Consider the following 19,105-nt stretch of genomic DNA (forward strand, 5'->3'; position numbering starts at 1 on the left):
CGTTCGTGCAGGCTACGGGGTTCCGGTGATCATGGGCCAGAGGCCTGCCGTTCCGGCCGCCAGGGCCATCTCGCCGACCACGTCGTTCCACTCGGCCTCGGAGCCGTCCTCGTCGCGCCAGGCCCACAGCCGGGTGGTGACGAGCCGCAGGTCGTGCTCGCGCGTGAAGCCGATGGCGCCGTGCACCTGGTGGGCGATCCGGGCCACCGCACCGGCGGCCTCCGACGTGCGGGCCTTGGCCGCGGCGATCGCGAACTGCGCCGCCACCACGCCGTCGGCGTCGGCCGCCCGGGCGGCGGCATCAGCCGCTGCGGACGCGGCCGCCACCTCCGACGCGGCCAGCGCGAGCTGCTGCTGGATCGCCTGGAACCGCCCGATCGGACGCCCGAACTGCACCCGCTCCCCCGCGTACCGCACGGACGCGGCCAGCGCGCCCCGCGCCGCCCCGGCGAGCAGGCACGCTCGGCCCAGGGCGCCCCGCAGCCGCAGCTCGGTACCGGCGTGGTCGCCGACCGACGCCGCCGTGACCGCCCCGTCGACGGTGACGGTGTCCCGCGGCTCCTCGGCCACGTTCGTGCCGTCGGTGACGGTGAGGCCGGCCCGGTCGAACAGCAGGACGCTGTCGCCCACGAGCATCACGACGCTCGCCGACCGCGCCCACGGCACCCGTCGCAGCGTGCCCGAGGCGCGCTCATGGGTGCGGGCGATGTCGAGGTCCCCGGTGGCCACGGTGAGCGGGCCGTCGGGGATCGGGATGCCCGCGCTGGTGAGCAGCCAGCCGGCCTGCAGGTCGGTCTCGACGAGGGGCACCCGCGCGGCGTGCGCCCCCGCCGCGGACAGCACGATCGCGGCATCGGCGAACGAGGCCTCGCTGCCGCCCGAGCCGGCGGGCAGCGTGAGCCGGGCGAGTCCGGTCTCCTCGAGGGTCTTCCAGAGCTTGCCGTCGAACCCGGTGTCGGACGACGCGGCGTCGGCGAAGACACTCTCCGCCAGCTCGATGAGCTCGGTGTTCAGTGCGGCGGTCATCAGCGCAGTCCCATCCCGCGCGCGACGATGCCGCGCAGCACCTCGTTGGTCCCGCCGCGCAGGGTGAACCCCGGGGCGTGCTGGATCGCGTCGGCGAGCAGCCGGGCGAACCCGTCCGGCGCGCCGGGATCCGGTGGAGTGTCGACGAGCAGCCGGGCGGCGTCCACCACCTCGTTCTCGTACCGCGTGCCCAGGTCCTTGACGACGGCCGCGGCCAGCTCGGGCGCCTCCCCCGACTCCAGCGCCCCGGCGATGGCCAGCGACATCCGGCGCAACGCCCACACGCGGCTCACGAGCGCACCCAGCTCGCGACGGGTGCCGGCGTCGACGGGACCGGCGGCCAGCTCGCCGACCAGGGCCGTGAGCAGCGGGTACGTGGAGAGGAAGCGCTCCGGGCCGCTGCGCTCGAACGCGAGCTCGCTGGTGACCTGGTGCCATCCCGACCCGATCTCGCCCAGCACCATGTCGTCGGGGATGAAGACGTGGTCGAACACCACCTCGTTGAAGTGGTGGGCGCCCGTCAGCAGCGGGATCGGGCGGATCTGCACACCCGGGGCGTGCAGGTCGACGATGAACTGGCTCAGCCCGGCGTGGCGGTTCTGGTCGTCCCTCGGCGCCGAGCGGGCCAGGGCGAAGAACGCGTGGGCGTGGTGGGCGCCGGACGTCCAGACCTTGGTGCCGGTGAGCTCCCAGCCGCCGTCGACCTTCTCGGCCTTCGTCCGAACGCTCGCGAGGTCCGATCCCGAGTCGGGTTCGCTCATGCCGATTCCGAAGTAGACCTCGCCCCTGGCGATGCCCGGCAGGAACTTCTGCCGCTGCACCTCGGTGCCGAAGCGCATCAGCGTGGGGCCGATCTGGCGGTCGGCCACCCAGTGCGCGGCCACCGGCGCACCGGCCGCGAGCAGCTCCTCGGTGACGACGTACCGGTCGAGCGGGGTGGCGCCCTTGCCGCCGTACTCGACGGGGATGGTCATGCCCAGCCAGCCGCGGCGGCCCAGCTCCTTGGTGAACCGCTCGTCCCAGCCGGAGAGCCAGACGTCAGCACGGGGCGACCAGGCTGCCGCGGCACGCTCCTCGTCGAGGAACGCCCGCACCTCGGCCCGCAGCTGCGCCGCGCGCGGCGGCAGGTCGACCGGGGGCGGGACGAGGGCGGGCAACCGCGAGAGTGTCTGCGTCACGACCCCATCCTGCGACATCCCGGGCGCGAGGGCACCCCTGCCCCGACGACGAGCGGCGCTCCCGCCGGACGGGGAGCCGCTCGCCGGTCAGTGGACGGGCGCCGGAACACCCTCCTGCGCCGGCGTCCGGACCAGGAACGCGCCGGCCACCGCGACCAGCGACAGGACGGCCGCCACCAGGAACGCGGTGTGAACGCCACCCGCGGTCTGCTCCGCCACCGAGGCGCCCGCGCCGGCCAGCGCGGCGGACCGCAGGCTCAGCACGCTGACGAGCAAGGCCACGCCGGCGGCACCCGCGAGCTGCTGCGTGGTGCCGAAGATCGCACTGCCGTACGAGTAGAGGTGCGGCGGCACCGCACCCAGGCCTGCGGTGAACAGCGGGGTGAACACGAACGCCAGCCCGGCGCTGAGCAGCAGGTGGAAGCCCAGCACGAGCCAGACGGAGCTGGTAGCGGTGAACAGCGTGGTGGACCACAGCGCCAGGCTCGTGGCGATGGCACCGGGCACCAGCAGCGCCCGCGCCCCGACCCGGTCGTACAGCCGGCCGACCACCGGCCCCAGCAGGCCCATCAGCAGCCCTCCCGGGAGCAGAAGGAGGCCGGTGTCCAACGGGCCGAGGCCCAGCACCGTCTGCATGTAGATGGGCAGCAGCACGATGGTGCCCAGCAGGGTGGCCATCATCAGCATCATGAGCACGGTGGCCGTGGTGAACGTGCGGGCCCGGAACGTGCGCAGGTCGAGCAGGGCGCGGTCGGTGCGCTGCAGCACGATCTGGCGCGCGACGAACGCCGCGAGCCCGAGGACGCCGACCACGAACGGTGCCCAGGTGACGACGGCGGAGGTGGCGCCCGACTCCTGGCCGATGCTGCTCAGCCCGTAGACGAGGCCGCCGAAGCCGAACACCGACAGCAGCACCGACGGGATGTCGATCGGGGTGTCGACCGGCTCGCCGACGTCGACGATGCGCCGCATCCCGAGCACGAGGGTGACCACGGCGATCGGGAGCACCAGCCAGAACATGAAGCGCCAGCCGAGCAGGCTGAGCACGACGCCGGACACGGTGGGGCCGATCGCGGGGGCCACCGAGATGACGATCGAGATGTTGCCCATGATCGCGCCGCGGCGGGCCGGGGGCACGAGCGTCATCACGGTGGTCATGAGCAGCGGCAGCATGATCGCCGTGCCGCAGGCCTGCACCACGCGGGCGACGAGCAGCACCCCGAAGCCCGGGGCCAGCGCCGCCACCAGGGTGCCGAGGCTGAACAGTCCCATCGCCGCGCCGTAGAGGACGCGCGTGGAGATGCGGCGGATCAGGTAGCCGGTGATCGGGATGACCACCGACATCGTGAGCAGGAAGCCCGCCGTGAGCCACTGTCCGACGCTCGCGGCGATGCGCAGGTCGGTGAGCAGCACCGGCAGCGCCACGCTCATGATCGTCTCGTTGAGGATGACGACGAACGTGGACACGAGCAGCACCCCGATGACCGTGCGGTCACGGGCGCTCATCGCGGCGGGTACGTCCGCGGCGCCCGTCTCCCCGAGACGAACTTCGGTGCTGTCGGTCACGGTGGTTCCTCTGTGTCGCTGGTGGCGCGCCGGCCGGCCGATCGGGCACGGACAGGCACGAAATCAGGCTGAAATCAGGCTATGGGATGAGACCGACGGAACCGTCATGGTTAATCGGTCCGCGAAACACGGGATGACGCGGAACACGCTTCTCGCCGCTGCTGCCACGAAGCGCGCCGGATGGCACCATCGCGACCATGACGAACTCCGCGACGAACTCAGCCGATCACAGCCCCGGCGACGAGGCCCGGGTCGTCGATGCCGTGCCCACCGGTCTGTTCATCGGTGGCTCGTGGCGCCCCGCCGCAGGAGGCCGCACACTGACGGTCGAGGACCCCTCCACCGGCAAGGCGCTCTGCGAGGTGGCCGACGCGTCCCCCGAGGACGGGATGGACGCCCTCGCCGCCGCCTCCGCCGCCCAGGCGTCCTTCGCCGCGATGGCGCCGCGCGAGCGCGGGGAGATCCTGCGGCGCGCGTACGAGATCATCATGGAGCGGATCGAGGACCTCGCGCTGGTGATGACGCTGGAGATGGGGAAGCCGCTCGCCGAGGCGAAGGGCGAGATCACCTACGCCGCCGAGTTCTTCCGCTGGTTCGCGGAGGAGGCCGTGCGCATCGACGGCGGGTACGCCGTGGCCCCGGCCGGCAACAGCCGCTTCCTGGTGCACAAGCAGCCCGTCGGTGTCTGCCTGCTCATCACGCCGTGGAACTTCCCGATGGCCATGGGTACCCGCAAGATCGGTCCGGCCGTGGCCGCGGGCTGCGCGATGGTGCTCAAGCCCTCCGAGCTCACCCCGCTGTCGATGCACGCGCTGGCCGCGATCCTGGCCGAGGCCGGCCTGCCCGACGGCGTGCTCAACATCGTCACCACCTCCGACGCCGGCGGCGTGATGGAGCCCCTCATCCGCGACGGGCGGGCGCGCAAGCTGTCGTTCACGGGCTCGACGCCGGTGGGCAAGAAGCTGCTGGAGCAGTGCGCCGACAAGGTGCTGCGCACATCGATGGAGCTCGGCGGCAACGCCCCGTTCCTCGTGTTCGACGACGCCGACCTGGACAAGGCCGTCGAGGGCGCGATGCAGGCCAAGATGCGCAACATGGGCGAGGCCTGCACCGCGGCCAACCGGTTCCTCGTGCACCGCTCCGTCGCCGACGCCTTCGCCGAGAGGCTCGCGGTCCGTATGGGGGCGCTCACCGTCGGCCGCGGCACCGACGACGGTGTCCAGGTCGGTCCGCTGGTCGACGCGAAGGGCCGGGAGAAGGTCACCGACCTCGTCGGCGACGCCGTCGCGAAGGGCGCCACGGTGGTCGTCGGCGGCGACGCGGTGGCCGGGCCGGGCTGGTTCTACCGGCCCACGGTCCTCACCGGCGTGCCGCTGGAGGCGCGCCTGTCGCGCGAGGAGATCTTCGGCCCGGTCGCCGCGATCACCGTCTTCGACGCCGACGACGACGCGGTCGCCGCGGCCAACGACACCGAGTTCGGGCTGGTCAGCTACCTGTTCACGGAGAACATCACCCGCGCCCTGCGCGTGTCGGAGCAGCTCGAGTCCGGGATGATCGGGCTCAACACCGGCCTGGTGTCCAACCCGGCGGCCCCGTTCGGCGGGGTCAAGGAGTCGGGCCTGGGCCGCGAGGGCGGCCGCATCGGCATCGAGGAGTTCCTCGAGACGAAGTACGTGGCCATCGCGTTCGGCGGCTGAGCGACCGTCCGGCGGCGGCCCCTGCCCGAGCATGGGGTCAGCCGCCGGTGGTCGGGGCCGGCGCGGCCGGGGCGGCGTGCGCCGTGCCGTAGTAGGCGGCCGACGGGTCGGTGCCGTTGACGATCGAGGTCACCAGCAGGTCGCCGCCCTGCAGCCCGAGCAGCACCACCAGCCCGGCGAGCGAGACGACGATGGCACCCGAGAGCGCCTTGGCCTTGGCGGAGGTCCGCCCCAGGCGCGTGCGGCTCGTCTCCACCACCCAGGCGCGCGAGCCCATCAGCACCAGGAAGAGCGCCGCGGCGCCCCACACCCAGATGTCGTGGGCCGGGTTGATGGTCATGCCGGGGTTCCGACCTGCTTCACGGCCCAGTTGAAGCCGTCCTGGTAGGTGATCACGTACCGCCCCGACGCCACGAGCTGCTGCAGCACCGCGAGCGACCAGCCGGGGTTCTTCCCGTAGAGGTACACGCCCTGCTTCTCGATCGAGGTGTAGGACACGATCGCCGCGGGCGCGTTGGTCGAGCGGGCGCACCGGATCGGATCGTCGGCGAGGTTGACGCACTGACCGAACAGCACGCCGCTGCCGTGGAGGTTCAGCCCGACGACGCCGGTGGGGCCCAGGCCACTGAGCGCCACGATCTGGCCGCCCTTCGGGGTCTCGGCCGACACCTGCCGGTACATCGCCACCTCCTGCGGGAACACGACCTGGTAGGAGTCGTTGCCGCCGCGGATGAGGACGAGCACCCCGAACAGCACGGCCATGCCCACGGCCAGCACGATCTCCGTGGACCGGCCCCGGTTGCGCACGAGAGCGCGCAGCGCGTCGGCGCCGAGGATGGACAGGATGGGCAGGCCGTAGAGCACGATGCGCAGGATCAGCTCGCCGCCGTAGCTCTGCACGGCCGCGAACACCATGGGGACGACGGCGAGGCCGATCGGCACGAGATCGCGACGGCGCTTCCAGTAGGTCCAGGCGCCCACGATGGCCAGCAGCCATGTCAGGCCCGGCACCAGCACGCGCAGGTACTTCACCACGACCTGCCCGGTGTCACCGGTCAGCCGGTCGGCCACGCCGGCCTGCAACGCGCCCTGGTCGCCGCTGCCGATGATCAGGCCCAGCTGGTTGATCCAGAACTCGCGACCCTCGATGAGGATGAACACGGTGATGGCCACGACGCCGACCAGGATGAGGCCGCGGCCCCGGAACCGGCCGACGACGGCGAGCAGCACGAGCTGGCCCACGATCGCGAACGGCGTGATCTGGTGCTCCGGCGCGGCGGCCAGCAGGCACAGCGAGGCACAGAAGTAGATGAGCAGCAGCTGGCGCGGTGGCAGCGTGGGCCGGTTGGGCGGCGTCAGCGCCGACACCATCCAGCGCCGGAACACCGCCAGCCGCGGGGCGTCCTCGTGCGGTGGTGGCCAGCCCGGTACACCCGCGGGATCGGTCCGGCGGGTGGCCAGCGGGCCGAGCGCGAACGTCAGCACCGTGACCATGAGCACGATGCCCGTGGCCTGTGGCGAGAAGTAGTCCTGCTCGATCCAGTTCAGCCCGACGAACAGCCACGCCGCCGCCCACGGGGCACGGCTGCCACCGAGCATGGAGCGGGCGAGCGCGTAGATGCCGATGGTCCAGACGGTGACGACCGCGGGCGGGAACCAGCGCAGCACCGTGTCGAGCTGGGTGGCGCCGCCGGCGTCGCGGAAGAACGCCCATTGCGCGAAGAACGCGGGCCAGTAGAACCGGGCGTCGATGCCGCTGGGGGCCGCCCCGGTCTGGGCGATGGAGTCGGTGAAGCCGGCGAGCAGCCACGCGGTGGAGAACCGCGCCACCGGCTCGACCACGGACGGCATGCCGGTGGAGCAGAGGATCAGCACGCCCGTGGCCGTGCCGAGCATCGGGATCCGGGGGCGCGGCGACCGCAGCTCGGCCACGCATGCGGAGACCGCGAGCAGCAGCGCCGCCCAGGCGGCCGGGCCGAGGACCTTCGCCAGCCCCCACCCGTCGAGCGACTCGAGGTTGGTGGTGGCCGCGGCGATGGGCAGCATGGCCACGGCCAGCAGCGCGAGAAGCGGCGACAGCCAGCGGAAGACGCCCACCGACGCCTGGGCCGCCGGCGGCGCGGGCGGGGTCGGCGGCGTGGCGGGCGCGACCTGGATCGGCAGCGCCGTGGTGGGCGGGTCGATGTCGACACCGGGGCGCATCGAGGCCGCCGGGTCGACCCCGCCCTGGCGGCGATCACCGTCGCCCCGGGTGTGCGTCGATGTCACGGCGCGAGCACCTCCGCATCGGCCCGGCGTCGCGCCGGGGAGAACAGGGACGGGACGACCACCGCCGCCACGCACAGAACCTGAACGACCACGTAGCCGATCGCCACGGGCAGCAGCGCGGGCACGCCCCCGCCGCCCACCGGGGTGACGGCGGCCGCCACGAGCACGAGCAACGTGCTCACGAGCTGCAGCCGGGCGAAGCCGATCGCCTTGCCGACGGCCTGGCGCACCCCGAGCTCGTGCACCACGACCAGCCTGAACGCGAGCCCGAGCAGCAGTAGCCGCAGCACGTCGTCGGCTTGCGCGTAGGCGCCGCCGAAGATCAGCAGCAGCGGATGCGCGAGCGCCGCACCGAGCGCGAGGGCGGGCAGGAACAGCAGCAGCAACCTGCGACGGGCCGCCGCGGCCAGCTCCGCGGTGCGGTGGGGCTCGCGCGCGACACCGACGGCGAGCGGCGCCATGAAGTAGGTGGCGGCGAGGTCCACCACCATCACCGCCTGCCAGGCGATGAAGAACACGGCCCCGGTCTCCGGGCCGAAGCGCAGGTTGACCAGCAACGGGACCTGGTTGAACAACAGCGCCGCACCCAGGTGGCCGACCGCGGTGGGCCCGAGGAACCCGACCACCTCGGCGCGCCGGGGCAGGACCCCCGCGTGGCCGGCGGCCCGGCGGGTGAGCCCGGCGATCACGAGCGACCCGACGCCGACCCACACCACGATGGGCCCGACCCACGACAGGACGATGCCGAACGCACCGAGCCCGGCGACGCCGCCGAGCACCACGAGCAGCGTGATCCGGGCGACGGCGAAGAGCCCGTTGCGCCACACGGCCCACCATGGCCTGTGCAGCGACACGAGGATCGAGTCGTGGACGGCGAAGACGCCCCACCCGGCGCAGGCGAGCACGAACAGCAGCAGCCCCAGCGCGAACGGCGCCCCCGGACCGGCGGTGACATCGGCGATGCGCGGCGCCACCAGCGCGTACACCAGCCCGATCAGCGCGGACAGCGGCATGATCACGAGGAGGCTGCGCCACACGAGCCTGCCGGTGCTGCCACCGGCCTGCGGGATCCAGCGCATGATCCCGACGTCGAGGTTCAGCTGGGCCGCGCCGCCCACCAGGATCAGGGCGGAGACGACGAGCTGCGCGTCACCCACCTCGGCCGTCGTCATGAGCCGGGCCGCGATCAGCCAGCTGACGAAGCCGGCGAGCGAGCCGAGCACCGAGCTCAGGGCGAGGGCGAGACCGTCGCTCATCCCCGCCCGCGACGGGACGGGGTCGAGGACGGCGGCACGGGCGGCGGCCGCCGGGAGGTCCACTGAGGACGGGGCGCGTGACGTCACGAGGCCGGGCCCACCACCCGAGCGGGGATGGTCACCACGTCGATGGTCACCGCATCGATGGTCACCGCATTGATGGTCACGGCGCCGATCCTGAATGAGCCGATCCTCATTGGGCCGATCCTCATTGGGCCGATCCTCACTGGGCCACCACCGCGTGCCGCAGCAGGAACGGGATGCTGATCACGGTCATCGCGTACAGCGCGACGGCGGGCCGCCAGATGCCGGCGCTGACCATCACCTGGGAGACCAACAACGTGGTGGCGACGCCGACTCCGATCGTGAGCAGCCACACGTGCGCGGCGGGCGCGCGGCGCAGGAAGCCCGCAGCGGCCCAGCCCGGGCCCAGGATGAGGAACGCCAGCGTGACGTAGAAGCGGAAGTCGCCGAGGAACCCGCCGGTGACGCCGAGAAGGCTGAGGGCACATGCGAGGACTCCGGCCACGACGAGGAGCAGCGCCACCACCCGCCGGGCCACCCGAGCACGGGTCAGCACCGCCGTGGAGGTCACGCTCACGCTCGTACTCCGTTCGTCTCCGTCGGTGTCATCCGCCGATCGTTCCGGCGCACCAGGATGCCGTCGAAGTGTAGTGGGCCGCCTCCGGCGGCCGGTCTCCGATCGGGGGCCACCCGATCAGGAGGCCTCCTCTTCCAGGGCGAGCCGGATCCGGGCGCCGTCGCGGGTGCCGGTGACGCGCGAGGGCGCCGGACGCCGGGTGACCTCGGCCGGACGCGCCGGGGCCGGCTCGGGCGTGGGCGCCACGACGGGGATGCCACCGGGCGGGGTCAGCGCCCGGGACTGCACCTCGACCTGCACACGCTCGGCCCGGCGGCGCACGGCACGACGCCGCTCGGCCGCCAGGGTCCGCAGCACGCGGGTGCCGTCGGCGAACGTGCGGAGGTTGGTCTGTCCGAAGATCCGCTCGCGCTCCATGGAGGGCACCTCGGTGATCTTCATGCCCGCCGCGGCGACGCGGCAGTTGAGCACGGTCTCGATCTCGAAACCGTCACCCCACAGCATGCCCTCGGCCGGCGCGGGCAGGTCGATCGCCGGGAGTTCGAGCGTCGGCAGGACGTCGGCCCAGAACGCGTTGTAGCCGTAGCAGAGGTCGGTGTACGACGTGCCGAAGAGCGCGTTCGCGACGCCGTTCAGCCCGGCGTTGCCGCTCTTGCGCAGCAGCGTGATGTCGTCGCTGCCTCCCCCGCGCACGAAACGGCTGCCCTTGGCGAAATCGGCGCCGGCGACGAGCGCACGTACGAACGCCGGGATCTCGGCCGGATCGGCCGATCCGTCGGCGTCGAACATGACGATCACGTCGCCCGTGGCCGCGGCGAAACCACAGGCCATCGCGTTGCCTTTGCCCTTGCGCGTCTGCGTGATGACCTTGACCCACGGAAGGACGCGCTGGGCGGTCTCGATCGTGCCGTCGACCGAGTGGCCGTCGACGACGATGATCTCGTGGACCGCCGGTCGCACCGCGGCGATCGCCGGTAGGACGACCTCCAGGTTGCGCGCCTCGTTGCGGGTCGGCACCACCACGGATACGCGTGGGTTTCCGCTGCGCTGCATCACCGTTCTCCCCCCTGCCGCACCTGCGGTCTGCTCGCGCCCGAGTATCGGTCGCTGCCCGTGGTCATCGCCCAGGACACTCGTCATCACTGGACTTATCTCCGCGGCACCCCGTCGCGTTACGTAACATCTTTGCGACAAGTGAGCCCCATTCGGAGCAGTCGGAGTAGTACATTCGGTCGTAACATTCTTGCGTCTGCCGCATGCACTCTACGGATACCCCGGATTGGGCCGACACGCGGTCCCGGACGCGTGCACGGGGTGAGTGACGGGCGCAGGTGTTCCCGGAGCGCGGATGCGGGTCGCGGTACCGTCGGCGCGTGCTGCCGCTCGCCGACGTTTCCGTCTGCATCCCCGTCCACCGCGGTGAGGACGTGCTCGCGGAGACCATCGGGAGCGTCCTCGACCAGACCTACCGCGACTTCGAGATCGTGGTGCTCGACAACGCGAGCCCCGACCGCAGCGGCATGGTGGCGCGCGCCGCGGGCGACCCGCGCATCCGCGTGGAGCGCACCGCCACGGTGCTCCCCGAGGCCGAGTGCTGGAACCGCGCGGTGCAGCTGAGCCGGGCGCCGCTGGTCAAGCTGCTCTGCGCCGACGACCTGCTGCACCCCCGCTGCCTGGAGTTCCAGGTGGCCGCCATGGACGCGGACCCGGGCCTCGCGGTCGTCGCCTCCCGCAGGCACCTCATCGACGAGGAGAGCCGCGTGCGCGTCCCGCGGCGCGGGCTCTCCGGCCTCACGGGCATGCGCACGGGGGTCGAGGTCGCCCGGCGCGTGGTGCGCCAGGGTGGCAACCCCATCGGCGAGCCCGCGGACGTCCTGTTCCGCCGCGAGGACTTCTTCGCCGCGGGCGGCTGGCGGGCCGACCGCTCCCACATCCTCGACCTGGACCTGTGGATGCGCCTGCTGCAGTACGGGGAGTTCCTCGGCCTCCCCGAGCCCCTCGCCGCCGTGCGCGTCATCGGCCGACCGGCGTCCGGTGACGACGCCGAGCGCCGCGCGGACCAGCGTGCGGCCCTCATGGACGAGCTCGGCGACTCCACGCTGTTCCAGGTGCGCGGCATCGACCGCACCGTGGGCAGGCTGCTCTCCCCGGTGAACCGCACGCGCCGGCGGGTGCTGTCTGCGGTGTCGGGGGCCAAGCGGGTGCCCGCCTGACCCTTCGGACGGTTCGGACGCACCGCCCGGATGCCGCTTACTGCACAATCTTTGCGAATGCCCCGAAACGGCGTCTAGCCTGATCGCGGTCATCCGCACGGGTGGCCGGTTCGCGCGCGAGGAGGTCGGCATGGACACGGGCACCGTGGTCGCCATGCACATGAGTGACGGGCTGGTGAACGTCCCCACCGCCGCCCTGTTCGGCGTGATCGCCGTGGTGGGCCTGGCCGTGACCGCCAACCGGGCGCGCAGGGACCTCGACGACCGCACCGCACCGATGGCCGGGCTCGTCACCGCGTTCGTGTTCGCCGTTCAGATGATCAACTTCCCGATCCTGCCCGGGGCCAGCGGCCACCTTCTGGGCGGTGCGCTCGTCGCGATCCTCGTCGGGCCCTGGGTCGGGTCGCTCTGCATCGCGATCGTCCTGGTCGTCCAGGCGCTGCTCTTCGCCGACGGCGGCATCACCGCGCTCGGCACCAACATCACGAACATGGCGCTGGTCAGCGTCTTCGTCGGGTACGGCGTGGCCATGGCCCTGCGTTCGTTCGCGCGGCGCAGGCGGGGCGGCCTCCTCGCCACCGCGTTCGTCGCCGCGATGCTCGGGACGGTCAGCGCCTCGCTGGGCTTCGTGCTCCAGTACGCGATCGGCGGCGCCGCCGGGGCGTCGCTGGACACCGTGTTCCTGCTGATGGCCGGGTTGCACGCGCTCATCGGCATCGGCGAGGGCGTCATCACCGCCGCCACCGTCGGCGCGGTCGCCGCGACCCGGCCCGATCTCGTCCACCTGCTGCGCGGCAGCGGGGTTCCGCTGGTGCCGCGCCGCGGTGGCCCGGGCGCCGTCGCCGACGGAGGTGCGAGATGACGCGCTCGTCGGCCGACAAGCGGGCCCTCGGCTTCCTCGCCGGACTGCTCGCCGTGGCCCTGCTCATCGCGGGTGGCCTCTCCTACTTCGCCAGCTCCGACCCGGACGGCCTGGACAGCGTCACGCTCAACGGCTGCGTGCTGAACGCCGGTGGCGAGCCCGAGGGCGGCACGTGCATCGCGCAGAACGCGCAGGACAGCCCCACCGCCGCCGGCCCGCTGGCCGACTACGCGGTCGGCGGCGGCGAGGGCACCACCGGCCTCGCCGGGATCCTCGGTGTGGTGGTGTGCGTGGTGGTCGCCGGTGGCCTGTTCCGGGTGCTGCGCCGCCGGGGCTCCGCCGGCCGGAGCGAGGAGTAGGTGGGCGCGGGGCACTCCCACCCGTTGTTCCTGCCCGGCCGCTCGGCCGTCCACCGGCTCCCACCCGAGGTCAAGATCATCGCCGCGTTCCTCGGCGTGGTCTGCGTGGTGACGACCCCACGCGAGGCGTTCGGCGTGTTCGCGGGCTACCTCGTGCTGCTCGCCGCCGTCCGGGCCGCGGCGGGGATCCCCCCGGGCTGGATCCTGCGGCGCTCGGTCATCGAGGCCCCGTTCGTCGTGCTCGCGGTGCTGCTGCCGTTCACCGGCGGGGAGCCGCGGATCGAGTGGCTGGGGCTCTCGCTGTCGGAGCCGGGCCTGCTCGGGGCGTGGAACATCCTCGTCAAGGGCACGCTCGGCGTGCTGACGTCACTGACGCTCGCGGCCACCACGCCCCTGCGCGACGTCCTCGTCGGGATGCAGCGGCTGCGCGTTCCCGCACTGGTGATCACGATCGCCACGCTCATGCTCCGCTACATCGACGTCATCGCGGGTGAGGCCCGGCGCATGCGGCTGGCGCGCATCTCGCGCGGGCACGACCCCCGGTTCCTCTGGCAGATCGGGGCCACCGCCCGCGGCGTCGGTGCGCTGTTCGTCCGCTCCTACGAGCGCGGCGAGCGCGTGCACCTCGCGATGCTGTCGCGCGGCTGGGCCGGCGAGATGCCCCGCCTCACCGACGACGTCACCACCGCCCGCCACTGGCGGATCGGGCTCGCGCCCGCCGCGGTGGCCCTCGCACTGGCCGTGACCGGATGGATGACCACATGACCGCCGCCCCCGGGCCCGCCACCGCCACCGCCGCCGCGGCGGTGCCGCCGTCGCTGCTCGTGGAGGACCTGGCGTTCGCCTACCCCGACGGCCACCAGGCGCTGTTCGGCGTCGACCTGCGCATCGAGCGCGGCGAGCGCGTGGCCCTGCTCGGCCCCAACGGTGCGGGCAAGACCACGCTGTCCCTGCACCTCAACGGCATCCTCACCGCGGGCCACGGCACCGTCTCCGTGGGTGGTCTGCCCGTGGAGAAGGCCCACCTGAAGGAGATCCGCCGCCGGGTCGGGATCGTGTTCCAGGACCCCGACGACCAGCTGTTCATGCCCTCGGTGGGTGAGGACGTGGCGTTCGGGCCGGCGAACTTCGGCGTGAGCGGCGACGAGCTGCGGGCCCGCGTGGACGCCGCGCTCGCCACCGTCGGCATGTCCGAGCACCGCGACCGCTCGCCGCTGCACCTCTCGGGCGGCCAGCGCAGGCGCGTGGCCCTGGCCACCGTGCTGGCCTGCGAGCCGGAGATCCTCGTGCTCGACGAGCCGTCGTCGCACCTGGACCCGGTGGCCCGCCGCGAGCTGGCCGACGTGCTGCTCGGGCTGGGCACGACCATTCTCATGGTCACCCACGACCTGCCCTACGCGCTGCAGCTGTGCCCGCGCAGCGTGGTGATCGACGACGGCGGGGTGGTGGCCGACGGCCCGACCCGGGAGCTCCTGTCCGACGCGGACCTGCTCCGGAGGCACCGCCTGGAGCTCCCCTACGGCTTCACCCTCACCTGAGGCTCACCACGACGGACGTGCGGCACCCTCCCTCGTCGGGAACTACTGGACGAGGGTGCCGCTCGTCGGCATCAGGGCTGGGTCGGTGGGGGCGTCGGGTAGCCGGGGCGCGTAGCCGGGGCCTCGCTGCTCTCGTCCTTCGTGGGTGCGGGCGTCTGCGGGATGCCCCAGGGCGGGGTGGGCGTGGCACTCTCCGTCAGCGGACGCTCCGCCGGGCCGCCGTCGCTGAGGCTCTTGGGCTGGGCGGGCGGGGGCATGTGCCGCGGCACCGGCGTCGGGGTTGCCTGCCCCGGGGTGGGCGGCACCGGGGCGCCGAGTGCGGGCACCTGCTGGCGGGCCTGGGCCTCCGCGTCGGCGACGACCTTGGCGATGGCCGGGTCGGTGGTGGTGTTGAACCAGTCCTTGATGTCCTCGTCGTCGTCCTGCGGCTTGGTCAGGCCGACGGTGTCCTCGACGGGCGAGGGCTGGAACTTGAACACGCCGTCCTCGCCGGGGGCGCCGAGCATGCGACTGAAGCCCTCGAGCGCCTTGCCGAAGTCGGACGGGACGATCCAGACCTTGTTGGCGTCGCCCTGCGCCATCTGCGGCAGCGTCTGCAGGTACTGGTAGGCCAGCAGCTCCGGCGTCGGACGACCGGCCTTGATCGCCGCGAAGACCTTCTCGATGGCCTTCGCCTGGCCCTGCGCCTCCAGGTAGCGGGCGGCCCGCACACCCTGCGCTCGCAGGATGCGCGACTGGCGGTCGGCTTCGGCGTTGAGGATCTGCGCCTGCTTCGCGCCCTCGGCGGTGAGGATCTGCGCCTGCTTGTTGCCCTCGGCGCTGCGGATGGCCGACTCCCGCTGGCCCTCCGCGGTGAGGATGGTGGCCCGCTTCTCGCGATCGGCCTTCATCTGCCGCTCCATCGAGTCCTGGATGGAGCGGGGCGGGTCGATGGCCTTGATCTCCACGCGCGCGACGCGGATGCCCCAGCGGCCCGTGGCCTCGTCGAGCTCGCCGCGCAGCACGGTGTTGATCTGGTCGCGCGAGGTGAGGGTGCCCTCGAGGCTCATGCCGCCGACCACGTTGCGCAGGGTGGTGGTGGTGATCTGCTCGACACCGACGATGTAGTCGGAGATCTCGTAGACCGCGGCCTTGGGATCGGTCACCTGGTAGTAGACGACGGTGTCGATGTTGACCGTCAGGTTGTCCTGGGTGATCACCGGCTGCGGCGGGAACGACACCACCTGCTCGCGCAGGTCGATGCGCTCGCGGACCTTGTCGACGAACGGGACGAGGAACACCATGCCCGGATCGGCGGTGCCCTTGAACCGCCCCAGTCGTTCGATGACAGCCGCGGTGGCCTGCGGGATGATCTGTACCGCCTTGACCAGCGACACGACGACCAGCAACACCACCAGGACCACGACGATCAACAGGACCGAACTTCCGTCCACCGGTGTTCCGCCTCCCAGAATTGCCCTCGGCCGCTGGATCTCAGCGGCGCGGATCCTGCCCTACGCCGGGTGGGTCCCGACGACGAGGGCCGTGGCCCCCGCGATATCCATGACGGTGGCGTGCTCGCCGGGCTCGATGACCTCGTCGCCGTCGAGCGCGCGGGCCGACCAGAGGTCGCCGCCGATCTTCACCTGACCGCCGTGCCCGTCGACGCGCCGCACGACCACCGCGGTGACCCCGACCAGCTTCTTCGTGTGCATCACCGAGTGCTCGACGCTGCGGTCGAGCCTGCGCCGCAGCGGCGGCCGCACCGTGAACACCAGCAGCCCCGCCGCCACCGCGAAGACCACTCCCCCGACGACGACGCCGCCGACCAGCGCGGACACCCCCGCCGCGATCAGAGCGCCACCGCCGAGCATGAGGAGCACGAAATCCCCCGACAGCACCTCGGCCGCGATCAGCACGATGCCCGCGATGAGCCAGATCACAGCGGGGACCATGCCCCGATCCTGCCAGAACGTACAGGTCGGGATCAGCCCGTCACGAAATCGATCAACTCCTCGACGGCCCCGATCAGAGGGGTCTCGAGGTCGCGGAAGCTGCGCACCGCGCCGAGCACGCGGCGGGCCCCGTCGGCGGGCTCGCCCCAGCGCAGCGCCGCGCAGACGCCGGTCTTCCAGTCGGTGCCGCGCGGGATCCGCGGCCACGCCCGGATGCCGACCACCGAGGGCTTCACGGCCTCCCACACGTCGACATAGGGGTGCCCGGTGACGAGCACGTGGGGTCCGACGACGCTCTGCGCGGCCCGGGTCTCCTTGGACCCCGCGACGAGGTGGTCGACGAGGACCCCGAGCCGGCGCTGCGGACCGGGCTCGAACTCCGCGACGGCGGCGGCCAGGTCGTCCATGCCGTGCATCGGCTCCACCACGACACCCTCGACGCGCAGATCGTGGCCCCAGACCCGCTCGACAAGCTCGGCGTCGTGCAGGCCCTCCACCCAGATGCGCGCGGCCCGGGCGGTGCGGGCCTTGTGCCCCTGCACCTTCACCGAGCCCGACGCCGAGCGCACCGGGCCGGCCGGCGCCACCCGGGCGGGGGGCACGAGCGTGGCGGGGGCGCCCTCGAACAGGAAGCCCGCAGGGACCATCGGGAACACGCGCCGGTTGCCGCGCCGGTCCTCGAGCGTGACGTCGCGGATGTTCGCGCTGACGACGGCGCCGCAGAACCCGCTGGCCGGGTCCTCCACCACGAGCCCGGGCTCGGCGGGCACCTCCGGGATGACGCGACGGGTCACGCTGCGCGTGCCGTCGGACCCGAAGACGCCCCGGTAGTCATGGGTGGTCACCGGAGAGTTGTACCGGCGCTCCGCCCTCCACCCCGGGAGCGACACGCAGCTCGACCTGAGGTCACGCAACGTGTTCGTCTTCACCCGCACGGCCGGAGTGCCCCGGTCCCCGGACGTGGTTAGCCTGGCGCGGTGCCCTGTCCCTCCGCCACCTTCACCGTGTGGACGTCGTCCTGGCTCGCCGGCGCCGCGGCGCCCGACGACGTCCTCGACGCCCTCGCGCCGTGGGCCGACGCGCACGACGTGCAGGCCGCCGACCCCGCCACGGCCGCGGCCACGTCGCTGCCCGAGCCCGGCTCGCCGGTGTCATCGCTGATGTTCCTGCTGGCCGCGCTGCGCCGCGCCGCGCCGCAGAACCCGGGTCGTCTGGTGCTGCCGGCGCCGGGCGACGTGCGGGGGCTGCCGGGGCCCGGTGTCTTCAGCCGGGAGGCCACGGCGGCCGGTGAGGGCGTGGTGTTCGTGGACGCCGCCCTCGGCATCGTGCCCACGCAGGTGGCCGAGGGCGTGCTGCGCTGGACCGTCTACCCGGTGCCCGAACCCGGCCCCGTGCCGGAGTTCGTGGCGCTCGGCCAGGCCGAGCGCGACCTGCGCGAGCAGGTGCGGCAGTCCACGTCGGTGCTCACGTCGCTGGGGGTGGCCCGCCACCGTCCCGGCGTGCGCGAGGAGATCGCGGCCACGCTGCGCAAGCGGCCCGCGTCGCTGTGGCCGGCCGGCATGCCCGGGCAGGCGCTGCGCGTTCTGCAGCAGGCCGACGAGGTGGAGGCCATCCTCGCCGCCGCCTCCGTCGACGAGCCCGGCGGCGCGCTGTCGGCTTCCGCCGCCCAGGCCCGCCGCGACGCACTGCGTCCCATCGAGACCGCCGTCCGCGTCGCCCGCCGCGCCGCCGTGGCCGAGGCCGTCCGGGTGCTGGCCACCAGCCCCCTGGTCTGATCCACGCCGGCGAACCGACACCACACCCGCAAGCCGACACAGAACCGCGCGCGAGTGGCGCCGCCCGTTCACTGCACGGTGGATCCGGGCGCCACCGCCGTCACCCCGTCCCTGGTCACAGCGGTGATCCGGTTCCGGCGCGACGACGGCCGGGTGGCCCACGAGCGCTACGCGTTCGTCGTGTCCACCGCCCCCGACGGCACGCTGCGGATCGGCTCCTACCCGCGGCTCTGACCGCTCACGTCCGGGGCCGGACGGCCACGAGGAGCGCCCGCAGCTCGTCGAAACTGGGGCGGGCGAGCTCCAGCTCGGCACGGAAGCGCTCGGCGTCGGCCACGGCGCGGTCGCGGGCCTCCTCCGCCACGCGCAGCTCCGTCCGCATCCGTTGCACGTCGGCGACGGCGCGCGCCCGCTCCTCGGCGAGCCGGGACTCGAGACCGCGGACGGCACCGTCCGCCGCCTCCCGGTCGCGCTCCGCCTGCGTCACCGCGGCCGCCCGCTGCGCCTCGGCGGTGTCGGCGGCGCGGCTCGCCACCGTGAGGTCCGCGGCCAGGGCGTCGGCCCGGTCCTCGGCGCGCCGCCGGGCCGTCACGGCCTCGTCCGCCCGGGAACGCTCGGCGTCCCGCTCCACGGCCAGGCGCTCGGCGGTGAGCTGGGCGTCACGGGTCTCGCGCCGGGCGAGATCGCGGTCGTCCGTGGCCCGCTCCGCCCGGGCCTCGGCCGCGTCGCGTGCGTCGGTCGCCTCCTGCGCCTGACGGCGCGCCGCGCCGAGCGCCTCGGTGGCCTCCAGCGCCTGCCGCGCCGCGGCACCGGCCCGGTCGACGGCCTCCGC

Annotated in this window: 19 protein-coding genes and 1 pseudogene; 8 read left to right on the forward strand and 12 right to left on the reverse strand. The window is 73.2% G+C overall.

What is annotated here, in order from left to right; all coding sequences use genetic code 11:
- Positions 1-12: 12 nt before the first annotated feature.
- The 3 genes from JWR81_RS07620 to JWR81_RS07630 form a co-directional block, all read right to left on the reverse strand.
- Positions 13-1,026: an acyl-CoA dehydrogenase family protein gene (locus JWR81_RS07620; RefSeq protein WP_297648636.1), complete on the reverse strand. Its 1,014-nt coding sequence runs from the start codon at positions 1,024-1,026 to the stop codon at positions 13-15.
- Positions 1,026-2,204, reverse strand: coding sequence for an acyl-CoA dehydrogenase family protein (locus JWR81_RS07625; RefSeq protein WP_297648639.1), 1,179 nt, complete (start codon positions 2,202-2,204; stop codon positions 1,026-1,028). Before JWR81_RS07625 ends, JWR81_RS07620 begins: the two co-directional genes overlap by 1 nt.
- An 87-nt stretch (positions 2,205-2,291) precedes the next feature.
- Positions 2,292-3,770: a DHA2 family efflux MFS transporter permease subunit gene (locus JWR81_RS07630; RefSeq protein WP_297648642.1), complete on the reverse strand. Its 1,479-nt coding sequence runs from the start codon at positions 3,768-3,770 to the stop codon at positions 2,292-2,294.
- Between the two features lie 197 nt (positions 3,771-3,967).
- Here JWR81_RS07630 and JWR81_RS07635 point away from each other — a divergent pair, with 197 nt between their 5' ends.
- Positions 3,968-5,467 carry an NAD-dependent succinate-semialdehyde dehydrogenase gene (locus JWR81_RS07635; protein ID WP_297648645.1) on the forward strand — a complete coding sequence of 500 codons (1,500 nt, stop codon included), beginning with the start codon at positions 3,968-3,970 and terminating at the stop codon, positions 5,465-5,467.
- 37 nt (positions 5,468-5,504) lie between these two features.
- Here the strand turns inward: JWR81_RS07635 and JWR81_RS07640 are convergent, their stop codons facing one another.
- The 5 genes from JWR81_RS07640 to JWR81_RS07660 all read right to left on the reverse strand — a co-directional run bounded on the left by JWR81_RS07640 (position 5,505) and on the right by JWR81_RS07660 (position 10,645).
- A complete protein-coding gene (locus tag JWR81_RS07640; protein WP_297648648.1) occupies positions 5,505-5,807 on the reverse strand; it encodes a hypothetical protein in 303 nt (100 codons plus the stop codon).
- Positions 5,804-7,735, reverse strand: a complete 1,932-nt coding sequence (locus JWR81_RS07645; RefSeq protein ID WP_297648651.1) for a hypothetical protein — start codon at positions 7,733-7,735, stop codon at positions 5,804-5,806. The genes JWR81_RS07640 and JWR81_RS07645 overlap by 4 nt, the downstream gene beginning before the upstream one ends.
- Positions 7,732-9,054, reverse strand: coding sequence for a hypothetical protein (locus JWR81_RS07650; RefSeq protein WP_297648654.1), 1,323 nt, complete (start codon positions 9,052-9,054; stop codon positions 7,732-7,734). Before JWR81_RS07650 ends, JWR81_RS07645 begins: the two co-directional genes overlap by 4 nt.
- A gap of 160 nt (positions 9,055-9,214) precedes the next feature.
- Complete coding sequence (locus tag JWR81_RS07655; RefSeq protein ID WP_297648657.1) at positions 9,215-9,592, reverse strand: hypothetical protein; 378 nt, start codon at positions 9,590-9,592, stop codon at positions 9,215-9,217.
- A gap of 117 nt (positions 9,593-9,709) precedes the next feature.
- A complete protein-coding gene (locus tag JWR81_RS07660; protein WP_297648660.1) occupies positions 9,710-10,645 on the reverse strand; it encodes a glycosyltransferase family 2 protein in 936 nt (311 codons plus the stop codon).
- A 320-nt stretch (positions 10,646-10,965) separates the two neighbouring features.
- Between JWR81_RS07660 and JWR81_RS07665 the strand changes: the two genes are divergently transcribed.
- The 5 genes from JWR81_RS07665 (at position 10,966) to JWR81_RS07685 (ending at position 14,564) form a co-directional block, all read left to right on the forward strand.
- Positions 10,966-11,805 carry a glycosyltransferase gene (locus JWR81_RS07665; RefSeq protein WP_297648663.1) on the forward strand — a complete coding sequence of 280 codons (840 nt, stop codon included), beginning with the start codon at positions 10,966-10,968 and terminating at the stop codon, positions 11,803-11,805.
- A gap of 130 nt (positions 11,806-11,935) precedes the next feature.
- Positions 11,936-12,667 carry an energy-coupling factor ABC transporter permease gene (locus JWR81_RS07670; protein WP_297648666.1) on the forward strand — a complete coding sequence of 244 codons (732 nt, stop codon included), beginning with the start codon at positions 11,936-11,938 and terminating at the stop codon, positions 12,665-12,667.
- Positions 12,664-13,026, forward strand: coding sequence for a PDGLE domain-containing protein (locus JWR81_RS07675; RefSeq protein WP_297648669.1), 363 nt, complete (start codon positions 12,664-12,666; stop codon positions 13,024-13,026). The genes JWR81_RS07670 and JWR81_RS07675 overlap by 4 nt, the downstream gene beginning before the upstream one ends.
- Positions 13,027-13,791, forward strand: a complete 765-nt coding sequence (cbiQ, locus tag JWR81_RS07680) for a cobalt ECF transporter T component CbiQ (RefSeq protein ID WP_297648672.1) — start codon at positions 13,027-13,029, stop codon at positions 13,789-13,791.
- On the forward strand, positions 13,788-14,564 hold the full coding sequence (locus JWR81_RS07685) for an energy-coupling factor ABC transporter ATP-binding protein (RefSeq protein ID WP_297648675.1): 777 nt from the start codon (positions 13,788-13,790) through the stop codon (positions 14,562-14,564). The genes cbiQ and JWR81_RS07685 overlap by 4 nt, the downstream gene beginning before the upstream one ends.
- Positions 14,565-14,635: 71 nt before the next feature.
- On the opposite strand, the gene JWR81_RS07690 is transcribed toward JWR81_RS07685, so the two are convergent.
- The 3 genes from JWR81_RS07690 to JWR81_RS07700 are packed head-to-tail and all read right to left on the reverse strand — an operon-like array spanning position 14,636 to position 17,343.
- Complete coding sequence (locus tag JWR81_RS07690) at positions 14,636-15,997, reverse strand: SPFH domain-containing protein (RefSeq protein WP_297648678.1); 1,362 nt, start codon at positions 15,995-15,997, stop codon at positions 14,636-14,638.
- Positions 15,998-16,057: 60 nt separating this feature from the next.
- On the reverse strand, positions 16,058-16,498 hold the full coding sequence (locus JWR81_RS07695; RefSeq protein WP_297648687.1) for an NfeD family protein: 441 nt from the start codon (positions 16,496-16,498) through the stop codon (positions 16,058-16,060).
- Positions 16,499-16,530: 32 nt separating this feature from the next.
- Positions 16,531-17,343: a DUF3097 domain-containing protein gene (locus tag JWR81_RS07700; protein ID WP_297648690.1), complete on the reverse strand. Its 813-nt coding sequence runs from the start codon at positions 17,341-17,343 to the stop codon at positions 16,531-16,533.
- Between the two features lie 132 nt (positions 17,344-17,475).
- On the opposite strand from JWR81_RS07700, the gene JWR81_RS07705 reads away from it, so the two are divergent.
- Together JWR81_RS07705 and JWR81_RS07710 are read left to right on the forward strand one after the other, a co-directional pair.
- Positions 17,476-18,273 (forward strand): hypothetical protein, encoded by a 798-nt coding sequence (locus JWR81_RS07705; protein ID WP_297648693.1) that lies wholly within the window; start codon positions 17,476-17,478, stop codon positions 18,271-18,273.
- Positions 18,274-18,327: 54 nt separating this feature from the next.
- Positions 18,328-18,507 carry a hypothetical protein gene (locus JWR81_RS07710; protein WP_297648696.1) on the forward strand — a complete coding sequence of 60 codons (180 nt, stop codon included), beginning with the start codon at positions 18,328-18,330 and terminating at the stop codon, positions 18,505-18,507.
- Between the two features lie 4 nt (positions 18,508-18,511).
- Here JWR81_RS07710 and JWR81_RS07715 read toward each other — a convergent pair.
- Positions 18,512-19,105 (reverse strand): annotated as a pseudogene (locus JWR81_RS07715) (hypothetical protein); the annotation flags it as partial.

It is taken from the genome of Pseudonocardia sp. (genome assembly GCF_025965585.1).
Classification (GTDB): domain Bacteria; phylum Actinomycetota; class Actinomycetes; order Mycobacteriales; family Pseudonocardiaceae; genus Pseudonocardia.